Below are 21727 nucleotides of genomic sequence, written 5' to 3'. Positions count from 1 at the left end.
CAACCGACACAACCGTTTTACTCATTAAAAAATATTTAACTGAGGTTTTACTATGAATTTCCCAACCAAGCACATTCCGATCAATAAAATTGAGAAAATCTGGATAGCTAAAACTATTTTCTTTATCGAAGGACTTGCCTATTTACAAGGCTATGATGCTCCTGACTATCGCTATTTGCACAAACATATCAAATTCAGAAACTTACTCAATGACTGTGAAGCAGAATTTGAACTGGGAACAGTGCCCAAACGTGAATTGGCAAACCAACCTCACAATGGCAAAAATTACAACTATACGGCAGCCGGTACGGCAACCATAGGTTTTAAAGGCATCGATATCGGTTTCTTAAACGACGGCATTTATGAAATCCAAATTTCCGTTTCGCCCGATAAAAATGTCCGCAACTACACCGGTTTGGTAATGGCAAGCGTGAATTTGGACAAGCATACGGCGGATGATTTTTTCGAATGCCGCTTATTTGAAGAGAGCGGCAAAGTTTACCTTGCAAAAAAAGACATTTTCGGCAGCAATGCGCCGGCAAACAGCCATATCAGTATAGAAAACTCTTGGACCAAGGGTACGGTTTTTCATGTTGAAGGCGAGTTTATCGTTCCTGATGCACCATTAAGCAACTTTACACAAGGCAAGTATTATCTAATTGCCCAAAAACTAATCACCCAACGCCAATATGTGTTTGAGCTGGGACAAGTGCGCAAAAACAATCTCGGATTCAAAATCGGAAACCCGACAAGTGATTATAATGCCAGTTATTTTGCCACACTGGGCTAAAAGGCATTGAAACCTACCAGTTCGAACTAGGAATTTATGACTTGTATGTCTCGCTGGCATACGGCAACAAAATCTTTACTGAAAAGTTGGATAAACAATTAAAGGTAGAAAACCGCAATGCTTGCATACTGATAAATACCGGGAAACCAATTCAATCAATGACAGAAGATTTCTCGAAAGACTCTAGAGAAATACAACGTTTGGCAGAACTTGCCAACCAGCAAAAGAATTGGGAAAAGGCCGCTGCATATTCCATTCAATTGCAAAAAATGAAGCCCGATATGTGGCAAGGATATTGGTGGGCGGGACAAGCTTATAAAAATCTAAAACAATATGATAAAGCAGAAGCACAATTTCAATTAATGACTGAAAAGCTGCCACATCTGCACCACGGCTTGGAAGGTATGGTTAATGTCGCCCAGCAACAAGGCCGTTGGGAAGAAGTAATTTCAAGGTCCTATAAATTCAGAGAGCGTTTTCCAGATTTATGGCACAGCTATTGGTGGGCTGGTCATGCTTATAAAAACCTGTCTCTCTACGAAGAAGCAAGAAATGAATTTAAAATGCTGCAAAAATTATCCCCAAAAAGCCATCGGGGATTGGAGGGATTGGTTAATGTCTATCAATACGAGCAGGATTGGAAATCAGCAGCCATATTTGCAGAAAAACTGTTTCAGGCATTCCCAAATTTGCCGGTATCTTATGCCTTACAAATTACCAGTTTAAAGGGAGATAATCAGATAGATAAAGCTATTCAGTATGGTCATGAATTTGCCGATAAATTCCCGGATCTTGAGCTGGCACATAGATATTTGGCAGTAACGATGTGTCAAAATTTTGATTTTGATACGGCTTATCCTTATTACGAAACCTACTGCAACAGATTTGGCAAGGATAAAAACAATGAGCATCATGTTATTTATTTAAAACAAAGCTTGGGCTTATACGAAGATGTTTTGGCCTATCATAAACAGAACCTGCCCAACCCAAGCAGCAACTCACCATATGCTTCATTGGCGCAATTGGCAAAAATCAGCCAATGCCTTAATAACTATGATGAAACAATTAAGTATTGGAATTTATATAGGGAAAAATGGATTAAATCCGAAAATACCGTAACAGCAGCATTAAGAAATAGCACAACCGACAATAAACCTTTGAATATCTTAATTCATGAAAAACTGTCGCAAAATCTGAACAAAGAAGCCAAAGATCTGTTTGTGTCCGGCCGCTCAAAACTGGCAGAGATTGATGCGCTCAGATTCTCTTCTTGGTTTGATTATTTAGATAAAAAACAATTTGATACGGAAAATAGCTCACCTATCGTAAAAGACACTATCCAGTCTTTATGGATTGGCAAGGACTTGGGCATCGTCCAGCAACTGTGTTTGGCATCTTACCTGTATCACGGCCACGAAGTGCATTTATATACTTACCAGGATTTGAAAAATATCCCCAAAGGCGTGATTGTTAAAGACGGCAATGAGATCTTGCCCGAAAAAGATATTTTCTATTCACACGGTTCACCCGCCCACTTCTCAGATTGGTTCAGATGGAAAATGATTGCCATGAAGAGCGGCTACTGGGTGGATATGGATGAAATCTGCTTAAAACCGTTTGATTTTACGAAAGAAGATTATGTATTCGGCTATGAAGGCCATGCTGTAGCCAATGCGGTATTGAAATTTCCCGCCCATCATCATTTGGTGGAGTTGATGGAGTTTATGAGCCAAAACCCTAATCAGATTTTACCTTGGGATACGGTGCAGGATATTGAACGAAAACAGAAACGCATTGAAAAAGGTTTGGGCCGCGAACATACGCTTTGGGGTGAATCAAGCGGCCCCACAGGTTTAACGAAAGCCTTGCTTTATTTCAACTTGGATAAGTTTGCCAAACCTTATTATTACTTTTATGGCTTAAACGCCATACAGACGAGAAGAATGCTTCTAGATCAAAACTTCGATGAGCGTAATTTATCCAATAATATGTATGCCATGCACGTTTGGAACAATACTTTTAGAAAAACCGATTTGTATCAGCAAGGTAAAAAAGTAAATAACTCCATATTGCAACATTTAACTGATAAATACCAAGATTTTATGTAGTTAAGCAGTTCAGACGGCATAACCTAAAATTGTAACAAGGAAAAACAATGACCATTCTCATCACAGGGGGCACCGGCTTTATCGGCTCGCACACTGCCGTTTCACTAATTGAAGCAGACTACGATGTCGTGATTCTCGATAATCTGTGCAACTCCAGTGCCAAGATTCTGCCGCGCTTAAAAGAAATTACCGGTAAAGATATCACTTTTTACCAAGGCGATATCCGCGACCGTGCCATGCTGCAAAAGATTTTTGCCGAACACAAAATTGAAACGGTGATGCATTTTGCCGGCTTAAAAGCAGTGGGTGAAAGCAATGTACTGCCGATGAAATATTACGATTACAACGTATCGGGCAGCCTGATTTTGGCCGAAGAAATGGCTAAGGCAGGCGTGTTCAGCATCGTGTTCAGCTCGTCGGCTACCGTTTACGGCGACCCGGCACGTACACCGATTACGGAAGATATGTCCGTCGGCGGTACCACCAATCCTTACGGCACGTCCAAATATATGGTCGAGCGGATTTTGGCCGACATTCAAAAATCGGATCCACGCTGGAGTGTGATTTTACTGCGTTATTTTAATCCGGCTGGTGCGCACAAAAGTGGTTTGATTGGTGAATACCCTAATGGTATTCCAAATAATCTGCTGCCTTATATCTGCCAAGTGGCTTCAGGCAAGCTGCCTTATTTGTCGGTATTCGGCGATGACTATCCTACACCCGACGGCACGGGCGTACGCGATTATATCCATGTGGTTGATTTGGCCGGTGGTCATTTGAAGGCCATGCAAGCTAAAGCAAAAGAATCAGGCGTACATATTTATAATTTGGGCACGGGCAACGGTTATTCTGTTTTGGATATGGTTAAGGCTTTTGAAGCAGCTTCCGGCTTGGATATTCCTTATCAAATCAACCCGCGCCGCGATGGTGATATTGCCGTTTGCTTTGCCGATCCTGCGTTTACTGAATCGCAAATCGGCTGGAAAGCGCAATTTGGTTTAACCCAAATGATGGAAGATTCATGGCGCTGGGTGAGTAATAATCCGAATGGCTATGATGATTAAGCCATTCCATTGAGAGACTGTCTGAAGTTTCAGACGGCCTTTGTTAATTTTTGATAAAATAAGATAATCAGTATATTATTACTTATCTATCACAATATTTTAATTGTCTCGATCATGAAAAAAATCCTTGTCACCGGCGGCGCCGGTTTTATCGGTTCGGCGGTTGTGCGCCATATTATCAACGACACGCAAGATGCAGTGGTGAATGTGGACAAACTCACTTATGCGGGTAATCTGGAATCGCTGGAACCTGTGTCCCATCATCCGTGCTATGCGTTTGAGCAAGTCGATATTTGCGACCGCGCGGCGCTGAACCGTGTATTTGCCGAACATCAGCCTGATGCGGTGATGCACTTGGCGGCAGAAAGCCATGTCGACCGCAGCATTGATGGTCCTGCGGCATTTATCGAAACCAATATTGTGGGCACTTATACGCTTTTGGAAGCAGCGCGCGCGTATTGGCAGAATATGCCGTCTGAAAAAAAAGCGGCTTTCCGTTTCCATCATATTTCGACTGATGAAGTGTATGGCGATTTGCACGGCACGGATGATTTGTTCACCGAAACCACGCCCTACGCCCTTCCAGCCCTTATTCGGCTTCAAAAGCCTCCAGCGACCATTTGGTGCGCGCATGGCTGCGCACTTACGGTCTGCCAACCATCGTAACCAATTGTTCCAACAACTACGGCCCTTATCATTTCCCTGAAAAACTGATTCCGCTGATGATTCTGAATGCGCTTGATGGCAAACCGCTGCCGGTGTATGGCGACGGTATGCAGATTCGCGATTGGCTCTATGTCGAAGATCATGCGCGTGCGCTGTATCAAGTGGTCACAGAAGGTGAAATCGGCGAAACGTACAATATCGGGGGCACAATGAAAAAGCCAATATCGAAGTGGTGCGCACCATTTGCACCCTGTTGGAAGAATTGGTGCCGAACAAACCGCAAGGTGTAGCGCGTTATGAAGATTTGATTACTTATGTGAAAGACCGCCCCGGCCATGATGTGCGCTATGCGATTGATGCCGCCAAAATCGGCCGTGAGTTGGGTTGGCAGCCGAAGGAAACTTTTGAAAGCGGCATTCGCAAAACAGTGGAATGGTATTTAAACAATAAAACTTGGTGGTCGCACGTGTTAGACGGCAGCTACAACCGTGAACGCTTAGGCAATTAAATAGAAACCTTTGCAAACCCTCCATCTTTGGCGCATTTCTCCGTTAGGTGCTGCCCGAAATCTTGCCTGTCTTGATGATAGGTCTGCGCTTTCTGTGCTGTTCTAACTTCGAACCGTACTCAAATCCGGGGCTTTGCAAAGGCCTTAAATAAAAAAACACGTTCAGACGGCATTAAGGCCGTCTGAACACAAACTACATAAGGAAAGCAGGCTGATGAAAGGCATTATTCTTGCAGGCGGCAGCGGTACCCGCCTTTACCCGATTACCCGCGGCGTATCGAAGCAATTGCTGCCGGTATATAACAAACCGATGATTTATTACCCTTGTCGGTGTTGATGTTGGCCGGAATCCGTGATGTGTTGGTCATTACCACACCGGAAGACAACGATGCTTTCCGCCGTCTGCTCGGTGACGGCAGCGATTTCGGTATTCAAATTTCCTACGCCATCCAACCCAGCCCCGACGGTTTGGCACAGGCATTTTTAATTGGTGAAAAATTCATCGGCGGTGATTCGGTATGCTTGGTATTGGGCGACAATATCTTCTACGGCCAGCATTTCAGCCAATCGCTCAAGGAAGCTGCGGAATTTGTCAAAACCAAAGGCGCTGCCGTGTTCGGCTACCAAGTAAAAGATCCTGAACGTTTCGGTGTGGTTGAGTTTGACGATAATTTCAAAGCCCTGTCAATTGAAGAAAAACCCAAACAACCTAAATCTGATTGGGCGGTCACCGGCCTCTATTTCTACGATAACCGCGTGGTGGAGTTTGCCAAGCAAGTAAGGCCGTCTGAACGCGGCGAATTGGAAATCACCACCTTAAATCAAATGTATTTGGACGACGGCTCTCTCAATGTCCAACTGCTCGGCCGCGGTTTCGCTTGGCTTGACACCGGCACACACGCCAGTCTGCTGGAAGCGGCTGCATTTGTAGAAACCATTGAAAACATTCAGAACTTACAAGTAGCGTGTTTGGAAGAAATTGCTTGGCGTAATGGCTGGTTAAGCAGTGAAGAAGTCAGAACCTTAGCGATGCCAATGTGTAAAAACGAATATGGCCAATATTTATTGCGCTTGGTTGGCAAAGATTAACAAGCCGAGACCTTTGTAAAACTCATGAACAACCAATAAAAACCCTAAAGGCCGTCATTCCCGCGCAGGCGGGAATCCATTGAGACATCTAAGAAACCTATTTTTTCAACAGCTGGCTATGCTGAAAAATGGATTCCCGCCTGCGCGGGAATGACGTCGGTTTTGTATGTGCTGGCTTTGAAGGAGTTTTCAAAGGTCTCAAGCTGTTTTACCAATTTTGAGGCCGTCTGAAACGCTTTTTTAGTTTTTAGGAAAATATGATGAATATCATCGACACCCGTATCCCCGATGTCAAACTGCTCGAACCCAAAGTTTTTGGTGACGAGCGCGGTTTTTTTATGGAAACCTTCCGCGATGAATGGTTCCGCCAAAATGTGGCCGACCGCACTTTTGTGCAGGAAAACCACAGTAAATCCACCCAAGGCGTGTTACGCGGTTTACACTATCAAACCGAAAACACCCAAGGCAAACTGGTGCGTGTGGTATCGGGTGAAGTCTTTGATGTCGCCGTGGATATGCGCCGCAACAGCCCTACGTTCGGCCACTGGGCCGGCGAGATTTTATCGGCAGACAACAAACGCCAATTATGGGTGCCGGAAGGTTTTGCCCACGGCTTTTATGTGTTGAGCGATGAGGCGGAATTTGTCTATAAATGCACCGATTATTACAACCCGAATGCAGAACATTCTTTGATTTGGAATGATGCTACTGTCGGAATCGATTGGCCCTTATTGGGTGCACCAAGTTTATCGGCCAAGGATTTGGCGGGTAAGGTACTCGCCGAAGCGGTAACGTTCTAAGCAATAACACCATGAATCAAGGCGGGGATGCACCCGCCTTTGTTTTTTCGGTAGAATAGTGTTCCAACGGTTTTATGCTGATCAGGCCGTCTGAAACCTTTTCATCTCCCCAAGAAAAAATCCATATGGCAAAAAACGCTTACATCCCATCCTGCGGCATCCGTAAGATTCCCAATCTTACGGATTTTCTGCCTGAGTACACCATTCAAAAAGAAGCCAACATACGGAAACGGTTATCGGTTGGGGCCTACGCCCGACCACCCATAAAACACGTGCTTTTGCACAATCACACGGCTTACTGTTTGTGGCATTGGAAGACGGCTTTTTGCGCTCACTGGGCTTAGGCGTGGCCGGTTATCCGCCGTTTTCTCTGGTGTACGACGATATCGGCATTTATTACGACACAACCAGCCCTTCACGTTTGGAACAGTTGATTTTGGCCGCAGATACGCCGTCTGAAATGCTTGCCCAAGCGCAGCAGGCTATCGATTTGATTTTGGCGCACCGTTTGTCTAAATACAACCATGCACCGGATTTTTCAGACGGCCTTGTGCAGGCGGACAAAAATATTGTTTTGGTGATTGATCAAACCTTCGGCGATATGGCGGTTCGATATGGCGGGGCAGATAAAGCGACGTTCCATCAAATGTTTCAGACGGCCTTAGTGGAAAATCCCGATGCGGAAATTTGGGTCAAAACCCACCCCGATGTATTGACCGGTAAGAAACAGGGTTACCTTACTGATTTGGCACAGCAGCCGCGTGTGCGCCTGTTGGCCGAAGACATCAATCCGATTTCGCTGCTGCAAAAGGTAGACAAAGTGTATTGTGTGACCTCGCAAATGGGCTTTGAAGCCCTATTGTGCGGCCAGCCTTTGGTGACCTTCGGTTTGCCGTGGTATGCCGGCTGGGGTGTAAGTGACGACCGTCATCCCGATATTGCCAAACTGGCGGAACAAAAACGCCGTGCGCCACGCTCGCTGTTGCAGCTGTTTGCCGCAGCTTACCTGCAATACAGCCGCTACCTTAATCCGAATACAGGCAAGGCCGGTACGCTGTTTGATGTGATTGATTATCTGGCCGCTGCCCGCCGCTTGAATGAAAAGCTGCGGGGCGAATTGTATTGTGTGGGAATGTCGTTATGGAAACAGGCAGTGATGAAGCCTTTTTTCAATGTGCCTTCATGCCGTCTGAAATTTGTGAAATCGGTCAAAAAACTGGAAAACATCGATTTTTCCGCCGATGCGCGTCTGCTGGCTTGGGGCAACGGCAGGCAGGCGATTATTGATTTTGCCCAAAGTCGAGGTTTGCCCTTGCTGCGGATGGAAGACGGTTTTATCCGCTCGGTAGGTTTGGGATCGAACTTGGTGCCGGCATTGTCTTTGGTTACCGACGATATGGGGATTTATTTCAATGCCGAAACACCGTCACGCTTGGAATATATCTTGCAAAACCAAGCTTTCAGCGAACAGGATTTTCAGACGGCCTCCATGCTGCAACATACCCTGACTGAACACCACATCAGCAAATACAATGTCGGCAATCAGGTGTTTACCCCACCGGACACCTGCCAAACCGTGATTCTCGTACCGGGGCAGGTGGAAGATGATGCGTCTGTCCGGCATGGTTCGCCCGAAATTTACCGTAATCTGGATTTGCTCCGTACCGTGCGCGAACGCCATCCCGACGCTTATATCATTTACAAGCCGCATCCCGACGTAGTCAGTGGCAACCGCAAAGGCCACATCAGTGCGGAAGATATGGCACGCTATGCCGATCAAACCGCACCCGAAGCCGATATTCTCACCTGCCTGCAATACGCCGCTGAAGTACACACCATGACCTCGCTGACCGGATTTGAAGCTTTGTTGCGCGGCAAAAAAGTAGTGTGCTACGGGCTGCCGTTTTACGCAGGCTGGGGCTTAACCGAAGACCGCTTAACCCTCCCGCGCCGCACACGCTGTCTGAAACTCTGGGAGCTAATCGCCGGCACCTTAATCTACTATCCCGGCTATGTCCACCCGGACACACGCCGCATGATTGATGCCGCCACCGCCATCGAAGTGCTGAAAACACAAAAATCTTTGCAAAAAAACAACACCAGACTACATAAAAGTTGGTTAAGCAAGCAAATCGGTAAAATCAAACAATTATACCGTTCTCTATCGGGATAATTAACTTACCGCCCATTGTTTTATTCTTTAGTCATAATATTCAATGCCTTCAAACTTTACCTAACACTCAAACCATCGTATTCTTAGATAAACGGCTTGCTTTGATGTCAAACGGCAAGTTACTTACATAATCAATAATAATATTACGACCGATTTGATACATTACGACAATGAACTGTTTTCTTAAAAGCCATCTTCATGAATTGGTAGAGACTGCCGATCGCATTTTGCTGTTACAAGGCCCTGTCGGGGCTTTTTTTCAGCGCTTGTCCTCATGGCTGACCTCTACCCACGGAAAAACCGTTCACAAATTCAACTTTAATGCCGGCGATGAGTATTTCTATCCTGAAAGCATCGCCCATACTTCCCCCTATCTGGGCACTTACGACGACTTTCCAACCCACCTCCAACACTACATTACACTACACGACATTCAAGCTGTGGTCTGCTTTGGCGATACGCGCCCTTACCATTTTTTAGCGCGTCAAATTTGTAATCAAAACAATGTGACATTTTGGGTATTTGAAGAAGGCTATTTCCGCCCTTTTTTCATCACCTTAGAAAAATCAGGGGTCAATGCATACTCCCCACTTCCACGCACGGCGGAATTTTTTAACGCCCGATTTCCTATGCTGGAGAAACAGGAATATCACGACCCGAAACCTGTGCCCGGCGGCTTCATGCCTATGGCGAAAAATGCCACGCGTTATTACATTCGAGCCAATCTCAATCGCAAAAAATACCCGAATTATATCCATCACCGTGCCCCCAATCTCGGCCACTATTTGAATCTTTGGTCTATCTCCATTTTCAAACGACTGAATTACTGGATTGAAGATGCCAACTTTGCCAAACAAATCGAAGCAGGGAAATTCGGTAAGTTTTTTGTCGTTCCACTGCAAGTATTCAACGACAGCCAAGTGCGCATCCACTGCGATTTCTCCACAGTACGCAGCTTCTTATTGCATGTATTAACCTCATTTGCCAACCATGCGCCTGATGATGTAAACCTCATCATCAAGCATCACCCGATGGATCGCGGTTTTATCGACTACGCCCTCGACATCAAGCACTTTGTGAAAAACACCCCAAGCTCAAAGGCCGCATTACCTATGTGCATGATGTTCCTTTACCGGTTTTCCTGCGCCACGGTATCGGCATGGTGACCATCAACAGTACCAGCGGCTTATCGGCTTTGATTCACAATATGCCTGTCAAAGTGTTGGGGCGGGCGCATTACGATATTCCCGGCATGACCTGTCAAGGCAAGCTGGCCGATTTTTGGAACAATCCTACGCCGCCGGATAGCCGGCTATTCCATGCCTACCGCATGTACCACATCAACGTTACCCAAATCAACGGCAGCTTTTACAGCCAAGTGAATTTTCCCGACATTCAATCCGAAGGCTGACGATTACTCAAAGGCTGTCTGAAAATAAATTTATTTTCAGACAGCCTTTTATCCTTAAATCCTGACATTCATGCCACGGTGATGAACAAAACTTTACCAAAAACAGTATAATGTCCTACTCTTAACGCATAATTCCATCCATCATGAGCGCCGCCACCCCAGAAACCCTTTATCAGCAAGCCTGTGCGTTGTTGGCCAAAAGCCCGGACAGCATACAAGGTTTGACATTGCTGCGCCAAGCGGCGGAACAAGGGCATGCGGATGCGGCGTTTGAAATCAGTCTGATCATGATGGAAGCGCCCCAGCCGGATTATCCGGGGATTCTCTCATGGCTCGACATTGCTGCCGAACAAAAACATCCTTACGCCACCTACAATCTGCTGCGCATCCGAGAAAGCATGGGCGCCTCGTTTGACCGCCACATTCAGCAATATGCGTGGTTGGCCGAAAGCGGCCTGCTTGCTGCACAACTGAGCCTGCTCGAATATTATGCCGACCGCCATGAGACACAAGCCGTGTATTGGGCGCAGCAGGTAGCGGAACAAGGCCACCCGTTCGGCCAATATTTTTTAGCGTTGCACCATCATTTTTCTGCCGAACCTGATTTGGCCCAAGCGCGCGAACTGTACCATCAGGCAGCCGAACAAGGCCTGCACGTTGCCCATTGGCAACTGGGTAAAATCTACCGCTACGGCCTCGGCACAAACATCGACAACGCCCTGGCCGCCCACCATCTGCGCTTTGCTGCTGACAACGGCTTTATCGCCGCGCAAACCCTGTTGGCCGATGTTCTAGCCGAACAAAACCATGCCGATGCCTTGAAATGGTATCAAACCGCCGCCGATAACGGCGACCAACAAGCGCGCACCGCCTTGGCACGCCATTATCTGACCGGCCAACTGACCGAGCGCGACCCCTTGCAAGCGGCCAAACACGCCAAAATCGCAGCCGCGCATCACCCCGAAGCGCTACAATTGATGGGCGATATTTACCGCTACGGCTTGGGCATCAAAGCCGATGCACGAACCGCCGAGCATTATTACCGCGAAGCTGCTGAACACGGCAGCTTGAGTGCCTATCAAAAGCTGTTGAGCGATGCCGCACTACACCACCCGAGCAATACGGCCGCATCAAAACCGCCGCCTTGCAACACCAAGAAGCCGAGCAAGCTCATCAAACCGCACTCGCCCACCACCAAGGCCGCCGCAATCAGGCCGTGAATTATGTAGAAGCGCGCAAACTGTATGTGCAAGCCGCCTCACAAGGCCATGCCGCTGCTGCATTTGGTCTAGGCCTTATTTATTACCACGGCCAAGGCGTCAAAGCCGACAACCGCCAAGCCGCCTATTGGTTTGAACAAGCGGCCGAGCAAGGCCATGCCGAAGCGCAATACCATCTTGCCCGCCTGTATTACTACGGCCAAGGCGTGGTCGCCAACCTGCCCATCGCCTGCACTTGGCTGCAAGCCGCCATCGAGAACGGCTATGAAAACCCGCAGGTCTTTCAGTATTTGCTCGACAAATGGCAGCGCGAAGCAGGTTTGACATCTTCAAAATAAAACAGGCCGTCTGAAAAAATTATCTTTCAGACGGCCTGTTTTATTGAAACCCTATGTTTACTTAATGCACACAGTAATGCTGGTTAAGCCTTCGACTTTCGCCCGGATGGTATCGCCTTTCACGACCGCGCCCACACCTTCGGGGGTACCGGTGAAAATCAAATCGCCCGGCTGTAAGGCAAACAATTCGGATAATTTGGCAATCGTTTCCGCCACGCTCCATGTCAAGTGATTGATGTTGCTGCTTTGCTTGATTTCACCGTTGACACTCAATTCAATCGCTGCGTCGGAAAGTACACCGGTTTCGCTGATGCGGTGCAATTCCCCGATGGGCGCTGAAAAATCAAATGCTTTACCAATTTCCCACGGGCGGCCGGTTTCACGCATTTGCGCCTGCAAATCGCGGCGGGTCATGTCCAGGCCGACGGCGTAACCAAAAATATGTGCTTGGGCATCTTCCACACGGATATTCCGGCCACCCCTGCCGATGGCCGCCACCAATTCCACTTCATAATGATAGTTTGACGTTAAGCCCGGATACGGCAAATCGACGATTTCATTAGCCGCTACCGGCACGATTGATTGGCAGTCGTTTGGTTTGCAAAAGAAAAACGGCGGTTCGCGGTCAGGATCGGAACCCATCTCACGCGCATGTTCGGCATAATTGCGGCCGACGCAATACACGCGGCGCACGGAATATTTGTCGCTGCTGCCGGCTACCGGCAAAGCAGCCGTCTTAACCGGCTCGAAAACGTATGACATAATTTCTCCTTTGTTTTTCATCAAGACAATTTGGCCGACAGTTTAGCAGATTCGTCTGAGCCGATGTGCGTTTTCGCTTAAACGTTGCGTTCATCAGGCCGTCTGAAGCTTGACCGTCGTCAGCTTACAAACGGTTTCAGACGGCCTTTACATGATTTTCAGGTAAAATACCGCCATTGTTTCCACTATTGAGAAAGCCTGTCCCATGTACGCCCTTGCCCGTTCCATTCTGTTTAAAATCAATCCGAAACCACCCACAATATGACCATCAAAGGCCTGCAAATCTGCAACAAACTCGGCCTGATTCCCTTCGCCAACAACCATGGCAAAGCCACCAAACTGATGGGGCTGCATCTGCCCAATCCGGTCGGCTTGGCGGCAGGTTTGGATAAAAACGGCGAATGTATCGATGCGTTCGGCGCGCTCGGTTTCGGCTTTCTCGAAGTCGGCACCGTCACCCCCGGCCGCAACCCGGCAATCCGCAACCGCGCCTGTTCCGTGTGCCCGAGCACCAAGGCATTATCAACCGCATGGGCTTCAACAACCACGGCATCGATGCTATGATTCGCAACATCGAAGCCAGCAGCTACCAAGGCATTTTGGGCATCAATATCGGCAAAAACGCCGCCACCCCGATTGAACATGCGGCCGATGATTACCTGATTTGTTTGGAAAAAGCCTACGCCCACGCCGATTACATCGCCATTAATATTTCTTCGCCGAACACCAAAAACCTGCGTGCCTTACAAGGCGGCGACGAGTTGAGCGCCTTGCTGGAAACATTGAAAAACAAGCAGGCGCATTTACACGCAGCACACGGCAAATATGTGCCGCTGGCAGTAAAAATCGCCCCTGATTTGGACGAAGCGCAAATCGAAGACATCGCCCACGTGGTCAAAAGCGTGCAAATGGACGGCATCATCGCCACCAACACCACCATCGACAAATCATCATTGGGCAACCACGCCTTAGCGAAAGAACAAGGCGGCTTGAGCGGTTTGCCGGTGCGCGGGAAAAGTAACCAAGTGCTGAAATTGTTGGCTGAACACATCGACGGCGCGTTACCGATTATCGGTGTCGGCGGCATCATGGAAGGCCGCGACGCTGCCGAAAAAATCCGCTTGGGCGCCACCGCCGTACAAGTGTACAGCGGCTTAATCTACCAGGGTTCCGCACTGGTGAAAGATTGTGTGGCAGCGATTCGCTAAACGCAATATGCGGCAAAACAGAGGCCGTCTGAAATATTTCAGACGGCCTCTGTTTATCTGTAGCGGATTAACTTAACTTTCGCTACGGCGTTACTGCGTCTTGCCGTACTACTTGCACTGTCTGCGGCTTGCTGCCTGGTATTGAAGTAATGAAATCCGCTATAAAACCAACAATCTGTTATGCAAACTCTTGCAATTCAGGGTTGATGTCGGTTTGCGCCAAGTTGTTGACATAGTTGCACAAAGTTGCCAAAGCTACGCCCATCACCACTTCAACGGCTTGCTGCTGGTTGTAACCGGCATCGAAGAAGGCTTGCAGTTCGGCATCGGCTACCACGCCTTTTTTCGCCATCACCGCTTGGGTAAACGCCGCCAAAGCAGACAGTTTCTTATCGTCAAATGCATCCGCATCCAATGCACGTGCGGCTTGGATAGATTGCTCGGACATCAGTTTTTTCAGGGTGGCCAATTTGGTGTGGCCCGCCGCGCAGAAGCCGCATTCGTTGGTTTTGGCGGCAATGATTTGCACCACTTCCACTTCGCCTGCCGTCAGGCTGTTGGCGGCATTCATTTTGCCGGCTTCTTGATAAAACGCCAACGCCTCAGGGGCATTCGACAAAACCGATTAAGTTCGGGATAAAGCCATTGTTTTTCAAAACCACTTCCATGCGCGGTTTCGCAGCTTCAGGAACAGTATCCAAATTGTGTACGGTCAAACGTGCCATGATGATTTCCTTTTCCAACCCAATGAAAGTAAACGAGCCATGCTGCCTGATTCGCCGAAATAACAAAAGCACTCACTAAGTTTTTACCTGAAACAAAAAGCCATATCGGCAGCAGATGTATGATTTTACTTGAAATTAAATCGCTATCACCGCTAACTCATTGATTAGTAGGCCGTCTGAAACTATGTTCAGACATTTGATTCAGGTATGGCGGCTATTTTATGGATTTGCAAGTCCACGGCCGCGATATATAGAGAAAGCCGCCTTTTCCTTTATAATGCACTTTATTTTCTTAGATTTCAGACGGCCTGTCATCACGCGCTGTCTTCGCAAAGGCTTTATCATGTCACCAAACCAAACCCTGCTGTTAGTCGACGGCTCATCTTATCTCTACCGCGCCTACCACGCGATGGCACCGCTCACCGCCCCTGACGGCACGCCCACCGGCGCTGTGTACGGCGTGTTGAACATGCTGCGCCGCCTGCGCGCCGACCATATCCACGGTTATTGCGCGGTGGTATTTGATGCCAAAGGCAAGAACTTCCGCCACGACATGTTTGCCGACTACAAAGCCGCCCGCCCGCCCATGCCCGATGATTTGCGCCGCAAGCGGAAATGCTGCCGGAACTGGTGCGGCTGATGGGGTGGCCGGTGCTGGTGATTCCGGGTGTAGAAGCGGATGACGTGATTGGCACATTGGCGCAACAAGGCGGCGACGCAGGCATGAAAGTCATCGTATCCACCGGCGACAAAGACATGGCGCAGTTGGTCAACGAGCAAGTCACCTTGGTCAACACCATGAGCGGCGAAACGTTCGACAGCAAAGGCGTGATGGCCAAATTTGGCGTACGCCCCGACCAAATCCGCGATTATCTGGCGCTGATGGGCGATAAAGTCGATAACGTGCCGGGCGTGGAAAAATGCGGCCCGAAAACCGCCGTCAAATGGCTGGCGCAATACGGCTCGCTCGAAGGCGTGATGGCCAACGCGGCCGACATCAAAGGCAAAGTCGGCGAAAACCTGCAAGCCGCCCTGCCCTACCTGCCCTTGTCTTACGAATTGGTCACGATTAAAACCGATTTGGATTTGCACGGCGAGCTCTCAGAGGGTCTCGACAGTCTGCGCCGCCAAACCCGAAATGGTCGCAATTGGCAGTCGAATTCAAACGCCTTAACTTCCGCACCTGGCTGAAAGAAGCGGAAGAGCGTATGCGCGAAACAGCGCAAGGCGATGATTTGTTCGGCAACCCCGACATCGGCGAACAAGCCGCGTTGGCTGCCCAAATGCCGTCTGAACACATCATCACCCAAGCCGAAGCACCGGCCAAGCTGGATTACCAAGCCATCACCACCGAAGCGCAGTTGGCCGCCTTATTAAGCAAACTCGCCACCGCAAAAACCATCGGCCTCGACACCGAAACCACTTCACTCGATGCCATGAATGCGCAATTGGTCGGTATCAGCATGGCCTTTGCCGCCGGCGAAGCGGTGTATATTCCGGTCGGCCACACCCCGGCCGCCGCGCCCGACCAATTGGCTTTGGAAGACGTATTAGGCCGTCTGAAACCTTTTTTAGAAAGCGAAACGCTGCATAAAATCGGCCAAAACCTCAAATACGACCAACACGTGTTCGCCAATTACGACATCGCGCTCCAAGGCATCAGCGGCGATGCCATGTTGGCTTCCTACATTGTCGAAAGCCATTTGGGGCACAGCCTTGACGAATTGGCCGCGCGCTGGCTCGGCTTGGAAACCGTCACCTACGAATCCTTGTGCGGCAAAGGTGCGAAAGCGATTTCGTTTGCCGATGCCGCCTTGGAACAAGCCACCGAATACGCCTGCCAAGATGCCGATTTCGCCCTGCGCATCGAAAACCATTTGGTCAAACAAATGGACGACAAGCAGCGCGATATTTATCAAAACATGGAATTGCCCGTGGCGCAGGTGTTGTTCGAGATGGAGCGCACCGGCGTGCAAATCGACAAAGCCGAATTGGCCGCCCAAAGCCACGAGCTCGGCCGCCGCCTGCTTGAATTGGAACAGCAGGCCTACAAAGCCGCCGGTCAGCCGTTTAACCTCAATTCGCCGAAGCAGCTGCAAGAAATCCTGTTCGGCAAAATGGGCATTCCGACCAAAGGCCTGAAAAAAACCGCATCCGGCGGCGTGTCGACCAACGAAGCCGTGCTGGAACAACTGGCCGCCGATTTTCCGCTGCCGAAAATCATCTTGGAAAACCGCGGCTTGGCCAAGCTCAAATCCACCTACACCGACAAGCTGCCGGAAATGGTCAACCCGCGCACCGGCCGCGTGCACACCACCTACGCCCAAGCCGTCGCCATCACCGGCCGCTTGGCCAGCAACAACCCCAACCTGCAAAACATCCCCATCCGTACCGAAGAAGGCCGCAAAGTGCGCCGCGCCTTTAACGCACCGGCCGGCAGCGTGATTGCCTCTGCCGACTACTCGCAAATCGAATTACGGATTATGGCGCACCTCTCCGGCGACAAAACCCTGCTTGAAGCCTTCCAAAACGGCGAAGACGTACACCGCCGCACCGCCGCCGAAGTGTTCGGCGTACCCCTGAAAACGTCACCACCGACCAACGCCGCTACGCCAAAACCATCAACTTCGGCCTGATTTACGGCATGGGTCAATACGGCTTGGCCAAATCACTCGGCATCGATGCCGTGTCGGCGAAAAACTTTATCGACCGCTACTTCGCCCGCTATCCGGGTGTGGCCGATTACATGCAGCGCACCAAAGAACAAGCCGCGCAGCAAGGCTATGTCGAAACCTTGTTCGGCCGCCGCCTCTACCTGCCCGACATCCACAGCAAAAACGGCAACGCCCGCGCCGGTGCCGAACGCGCCGCCATCAACGCCCCCATGCAGGGCACCGCGTCCGACCTCATCAAACGCGCCATGAAAAATGTGCGCCAATGGCTCGTTTCAGACGGCCTGCAAAGCAAACTGATTATGCAGGTGCATGATGAATTGGTGCTGGAAGTGGTGGAATCCGAATTGGATTTGGTGAAGCGAAAACTGCCCGAGATTATGGCCAATGTCGCCAAAGGTGAATTGAACGTGCCGCTGGTGGCTGAAGTGGGCGTGGGGGAGAATTGGGACGAAGCACATTGATTGATAGATAACTAAATAATAATACATTAATATACTAACTCACAAACCCTCTACTTCTATAAAACTTTATTATGACTAAAAATATTTTTTCAGCATTACAAGAATGTAGCTCAGGATCTAATTTTCTTATTAAAAATGACGACTTTCTGACTCCATCATATATTGTGACAATTGCAGCCCATCTTAAAAAGAACCCCATTACATTAGATTGTTTTCAGGTCCAATCAGAGTCTATTCAGAGCTACTTAGCTACTATTGGATTCAATGAAGCATTATGGAACATACCTTGTACTAACTATCGTCATAACATAGGTAGCACTTACTCCGTTTTAACCTTACTCGATAATGAAGAAGCCACAGATAGCGCCAATACACAAATTATTAGCTGTATCAGCAACTTCACAACTAATTACCAAAGTGAGGGACTAAATTCATTAAAGGAAGTAATTGGAGAAGTTCATGACAATGTATGGTCCCATGGAAAATCTACCGGATTCTCCATGACTCAACTCTACAAGAAAGCTGGAAAAATCGAATTTGCACTAGCAGATTTAGGCGGTGGCTTTTTAAAAGAGCTCAATCGTGTAAATTTGCCAATTTCAACACATGACCAATAAATGGTGTATCGAAAAAGGGCACTCTTCCAAAAAGATTGAAGCCGAAAATTATGATGATTGGACACAACAACTTCCCTCCGATGTAATTGGAAACCCCATGGGGAAATCCGCTAAATACAGGAAAAGCAACAATCATGCAGGTCTGGGATTAGCAAAATTTATCGAATTAATTCAACAATATAATGGAAAATTAAATATAGTTTCTGGAAATTGTATGTTGTCAATCAATCCGAATTCGCCTAATATTGTCTACACCACTTCTGAACAATACAATTGGGATGGCGTTATTATCACATGTCAACTAAATGTAGAAGCATTAACACAACCTTGTATCGACTCAGTAGACAATTCAGAACTTAGTGATATTTTATTAGCACTAACCGATTAAACTTAAGGAGTACACATCATGGAACAAACTATTCGCTTACCTAGCGGTAGCCTTGCTTCTCGTCGCTCCGCTATTCCATTTCGAGACCAAATTATCAGTCTTATTGAAGACAAAGATTGCACGAAAATTATCCTTGATCTCAAAAATACGGAAATAATTTCTGGCTCATTTGCTGATGAATGCGTAGGTATTCTAGTTAAAATTTATGGCTGGGATACTGTTAAATCAAAAATACGTTTAATCAATGGCAATGGTCAAGCGGATAAGAGTATCGCAAAAGCTATTTTAGGCAGGAAAAAAGAGTTAGCTAATTTTAAAGTACAAAAATTAGATTTAGCGATGGCTTAAAGCTTCATACATTTATAAAAAATATAAAAAAGCTGCTTGAAATATTTTTTTCAAGCAGCTTTATCTTTGATAACGAAATATACTCATCTTTTGTCAGTTAGCCCCTTTTACCCATCCTTACTTGCCACCCCACCCCTATTTGTTTACACTCAATCCATACCCCGCAATAACGCAAAGGAGCGAGATATGAGCATTTTTAAAGGCGATGAAGTGGATTTGAGTAAAGTGAAGCCGCAGCCTTATGAGAGCTTTGAAGAGCAAGACCGCAAGCGTGAAGAAGCGCGTGAGCGTGCGGCGACGGAAGTATATGAGCCGTTGACAGATGAGCAGCGTCAAATCGTGCGTGAGCAGTCGGGTATTAATCCGGTGGAGCAGTTTGTGGAAGATGTGGTCAACGATGTGGCCGGCAATGATAAAGATTGATGGTTAAACCATACCAAAGGCCGAGACCTTTGCGAAATACCGGCCACCCCATCCAAACGGTTACCTGAACAATCAGGTAACCGTTTTTTCATTTTCAGACGTGTTTCCCGTCCGTATTTCCCCCAATCAGCCCCTTTATCGGGTGCCATTGCCCTTTTCAGGCAGCAGCAGGCACACGAAGCCTGCCGGCTGCCTTTGGCAGGTTCAGGCACACCGCTTTCAAATGGCTTTGCGCCGGTACTTTCCGTAAACCGAAATAACGCGCTCTTTTACAGCCGGATTTCCGGTGCGGCGTACCGAAGGTTTGCCCGGCCGCACAGCGCACTTCCGACAGCTGCGTATTGCGCTGTTTCTCCTGCTCCGTTAAAGGTTTGCCCCGCTGTGCCTTACGCATCATGCCGCCGGACAGCCGTTTGCTTTGCAGATGCTCCCGGTTGGCTTTACTGTCATACCCCTTATCGGCATAGACGGTTGTTCCGGGTGCGGTGCCGTCCGGCAGCGGTCCGAAATGGTTGCACTCACGGGCGTCGGCCGGGGTGGTGTGCAGTTTCCCGATACAGCCTTCCGAACCGGTGCGGGTGTGTTGTTTGCAGCCCAAGGTGAATCTGCCCTCTTTCTTCACCCGGCGCGCATCCTTGTCTTTGCCGGGCAGGGTTTCGGCAGTGATGCCGTTTTCATCGGTTTCGACAGCCTGACGCTGTTTGCCGCCGGCAGTTTGGATGATGGCGGCGTCAATCACTGCTGCCGGGGCTTTCTCTGTTTTTAAGCCTTTTTCGGTCAGCCGGCGGTTAACCGGTTCGGGAAGCCGGGCTAAGGCGTCATCCTGTGACGGCCGGTTGCGGAAACGGCAGGGGGTGCTGTGGCCGGGTAAGGCGGGTTTATCAAAGCCGCAGAAGAAGCAGAAATCCGGACGGGTAGCCAGACAGCGTTCCGATTCCGGATCGGAAAGGCTGTGCCATTGGCCGGGCAATACGGCTTTGAGCATGGGCGGCAGCGGATAGGCGGGGCGGCCGCGGTGACCGCGGATGTAACGGGTCTTTTGCCGGTTGGGCAGTTGTCCGGCGGGCTGCCAATCGGGCAGCCGGTTAATTTTGAGCAACGGGCAGCTGCCGGTATGTTTGCCCGTCATGATTCGGGCTTGTTGGTGGAAGAAGCTGCTCATAAAAAAACTCCTCTGAATTCTTTAGGGGGAATTTAGGGGAGTTTTGGGTTTTTTTTGCAAAGGTCTCAGGCCGTCTGAAAACATAAGTTTCAGACGGCCTTTTTAGCTTTTAGGCAAACGTGTTTTTATTGCGATGACACGATTTCACACACCGAAATTATTTGCCGTGATAGCAGACGGTTGCGCCTTTGGCACCGTGCAAACCGGTATATTCAAAGTAGGCTTCGCTGCCTTTTTGGTGCCATTCCGCACCCGTACCCCACAGGCCGGTGTTGCCGGTGTAAAGCTCGCCGGAAGCGGCTGAAGTTCGGGTCAACTGAGCGCTGCGGTTTGCTACGGTGAGTTTTACCTTGTCTTCGCCGATGTTTTCGACATTTACGCTCATGCCGTTTTTGCATTCGAAGGTCATGGGTTTGCTCATGCCGGCATGGTGATGATGGTGGCCATCGCCGTGATGATGGTGATGGTGGTGGCTGTTGCCGCTTTGGGCGCAGGCAGCCAGCAGGATAATCGAAGCGGCCAATGTGGCGGCAGTAATGGTTTTCATAAAACACTCCTTTTCAGTTGCAGTATGCTTATGCATTACCGATAACAATTACATTCTCTACAATTTTCTGTAAAACTTATCAGGCCGTCTGAAAAATTAGCCTGTAAACGCCAATTGCAGGGCCGTCTGAACCATTATGTTTCAGGCGGCCTCATTTTATTGGTATATTCATAAAATATTATTCCTAAAAACAGTATATTGCGCGCAACCGTCTAAGAAATTGCCGCATATTTTGGCGGCAACG

Annotated in this window: 14 protein-coding genes and 8 pseudogenes; 18 read left to right on the top strand and 4 right to left on the bottom strand. The window is 48.6% G+C overall.

Annotated elements, in window-relative coordinates; translation table 11 throughout:
* The first annotated feature begins 52 nt into the window (after positions 1-52).
* The 10 genes and pseudogenes from CGZ65_RS01495 to CGZ65_RS13605 all read left to right on the top strand — a co-directional run bounded on the left by CGZ65_RS01495 (position 53) and on the right by CGZ65_RS13605 (position 12167).
* A complete protein-coding gene (locus tag CGZ65_RS01495) occupies positions 53-790 on the top strand; it encodes a hypothetical protein (RefSeq protein WP_096294559.1) in 738 nt (245 codons plus the stop codon).
* A 41-nt stretch (positions 791-831) separates the two neighbouring features.
* Complete coding sequence (locus CGZ65_RS01490; protein ID WP_096294558.1) at positions 832-2898, top strand: tetratricopeptide repeat protein; 2067 nt, start codon at positions 832-834, stop codon at positions 2896-2898.
* A 47-nt stretch (positions 2899-2945) separates the two neighbouring features.
* Complete coding sequence (galE, locus tag CGZ65_RS01485) at positions 2946-3962, top strand: UDP-glucose 4-epimerase GalE (protein ID WP_096294557.1); 1017 nt, start codon at positions 2946-2948, stop codon at positions 3960-3962.
* A gap of 114 nt (positions 3963-4076) precedes the next feature.
* Positions 4077-5136 (top strand): annotated as a pseudogene (gene rffG / locus CGZ65_RS01480) (dTDP-glucose 4,6-dehydratase).
* 214 nt (positions 5137-5350) lie between these two features.
* Positions 5351-6225, top strand: a pseudogene (gene rfbA / locus CGZ65_RS01475) (glucose-1-phosphate thymidylyltransferase RfbA).
* A gap of 260 nt (positions 6226-6485) precedes the next feature.
* A complete protein-coding gene (rfbC, locus tag CGZ65_RS01470) occupies positions 6486-7025 on the top strand; it encodes a dTDP-4-dehydrorhamnose 3,5-epimerase (RefSeq protein ID WP_096294556.1) in 540 nt (179 codons plus the stop codon).
* Between the two features lie 125 nt (positions 7026-7150).
* Positions 7151-9198: pseudogene (locus CGZ65_RS01465) on the top strand (capsular polysaccharide biosynthesis protein).
* A gap of 170 nt (positions 9199-9368) precedes the next feature.
* Positions 9369-10609: pseudogene (locus CGZ65_RS01460) on the top strand (capsule biosynthesis protein).
* A 143-nt stretch (positions 10610-10752) separates the two neighbouring features.
* Positions 10753-11829, top strand: a complete 1077-nt coding sequence (locus tag CGZ65_RS01455) for an SEL1-like repeat protein (protein WP_232507478.1) — start codon at positions 10753-10755, stop codon at positions 11827-11829.
* Entirely contained in the window at positions 11754-12167 is a 414-nt protein-coding gene (locus CGZ65_RS13605; RefSeq protein ID WP_232507477.1) for a tetratricopeptide repeat protein, read from the top strand. The genes CGZ65_RS01455 and CGZ65_RS13605 overlap by 76 nt, the downstream gene beginning before the upstream one ends.
* Before the next feature lie 57 nt (positions 12168-12224).
* On the opposite strand, the gene CGZ65_RS01450 is transcribed toward CGZ65_RS13605, so the two are convergent.
* Complete coding sequence (locus CGZ65_RS01450) at positions 12225-12929, bottom strand: fumarylacetoacetate hydrolase family protein (protein WP_096294554.1); 705 nt, start codon at positions 12927-12929, stop codon at positions 12225-12227.
* Positions 12930-13134: 205 nt separating this feature from the next.
* Here CGZ65_RS01450 and CGZ65_RS01445 point away from each other — a divergent pair.
* Positions 13135-14137: pseudogene (locus CGZ65_RS01445) on the top strand (quinone-dependent dihydroorotate dehydrogenase).
* Positions 14138-14315: 178 nt separating this feature from the next.
* Here CGZ65_RS01445 and CGZ65_RS01440 read toward each other — a convergent pair.
* Positions 14316-14862, bottom strand: a pseudogene (locus tag CGZ65_RS01440) (carboxymuconolactone decarboxylase family protein).
* 184 nt (positions 14863-15046) lie between these two features.
* Between CGZ65_RS01440 and CGZ65_RS15010 the strand changes: the two are divergent.
* The 7 genes and pseudogenes from CGZ65_RS15010 to CGZ65_RS01415 form a co-directional block, all read left to right on the top strand.
* Positions 15047-15648, top strand: a pseudogene (locus CGZ65_RS15010) (5'-3' exonuclease); the annotation flags it as partial.
* 12 nt (positions 15649-15660) lie between these two features.
* Entirely contained in the window at positions 15661-16053 is a 393-nt protein-coding gene (locus CGZ65_RS15005) for a 5'-3' exonuclease (protein WP_415906970.1), read from the top strand.
* Positions 16054-16070: 17 nt separating this feature from the next.
* Positions 16071-17998: pseudogene (gene polA / locus CGZ65_RS01435) on the top strand (DNA polymerase I).
* Positions 17999-18069: 71 nt separating this feature from the next.
* The gene (locus CGZ65_RS01430) at positions 18070-18615 is read left to right on the top strand and encodes a hypothetical protein (RefSeq protein WP_123804044.1); all 546 of its coding nucleotides are present in this window, start codon (positions 18070-18072) and stop codon (positions 18613-18615) included.
* Entirely contained in the window at positions 18605-19003 is a 399-nt protein-coding gene (locus tag CGZ65_RS01425) for a hypothetical protein (RefSeq protein ID WP_096294552.1), read from the top strand. The genes CGZ65_RS01430 and CGZ65_RS01425 overlap by 11 nt, the downstream gene beginning before the upstream one ends.
* A gap of 18 nt (positions 19004-19021) precedes the next feature.
* Positions 19022-19351, top strand: a complete 330-nt coding sequence (locus tag CGZ65_RS01420; protein WP_096294551.1) for an STAS-like domain-containing protein — start codon at positions 19022-19024, stop codon at positions 19349-19351.
* A gap of 186 nt (positions 19352-19537) precedes the next feature.
* On the top strand, positions 19538-19774 hold the full coding sequence (locus tag CGZ65_RS01415) for a cytochrome-c oxidase (protein ID WP_095502508.1): 237 nt from the start codon (positions 19538-19540) through the stop codon (positions 19772-19774).
* Between the two features lie 157 nt (positions 19775-19931).
* On the opposite strand, the gene CGZ65_RS01410 is transcribed toward CGZ65_RS01415, so the two are convergent.
* Both CGZ65_RS01410 and CGZ65_RS01405 read right to left on the bottom strand, forming a co-directional pair.
* A complete protein-coding gene (locus CGZ65_RS01410; protein WP_096294550.1) occupies positions 19932-20936 on the bottom strand; it encodes an IS5 family transposase in 1005 nt (334 codons plus the stop codon).
* A 157-nt stretch (positions 20937-21093) separates the two neighbouring features.
* Positions 21094-21483: an MliC family protein gene (locus CGZ65_RS01405; protein WP_096294549.1), complete on the bottom strand. Its 390-nt coding sequence runs from the start codon at positions 21481-21483 to the stop codon at positions 21094-21096.
* Positions 21484-21727 lie beyond the last annotated feature (244 nt).

This window comes from Neisseria weixii, from assembly GCF_002327085.1.
In the GTDB taxonomy this organism is placed as follows: domain Bacteria; phylum Pseudomonadota; class Gammaproteobacteria; order Burkholderiales; family Neisseriaceae; genus Neisseria; species Neisseria weixii.
The sequence above is the reverse complement of the archived record's forward strand: the minus strand, read 5'-3'. Positions and strand labels throughout refer to the sequence as shown.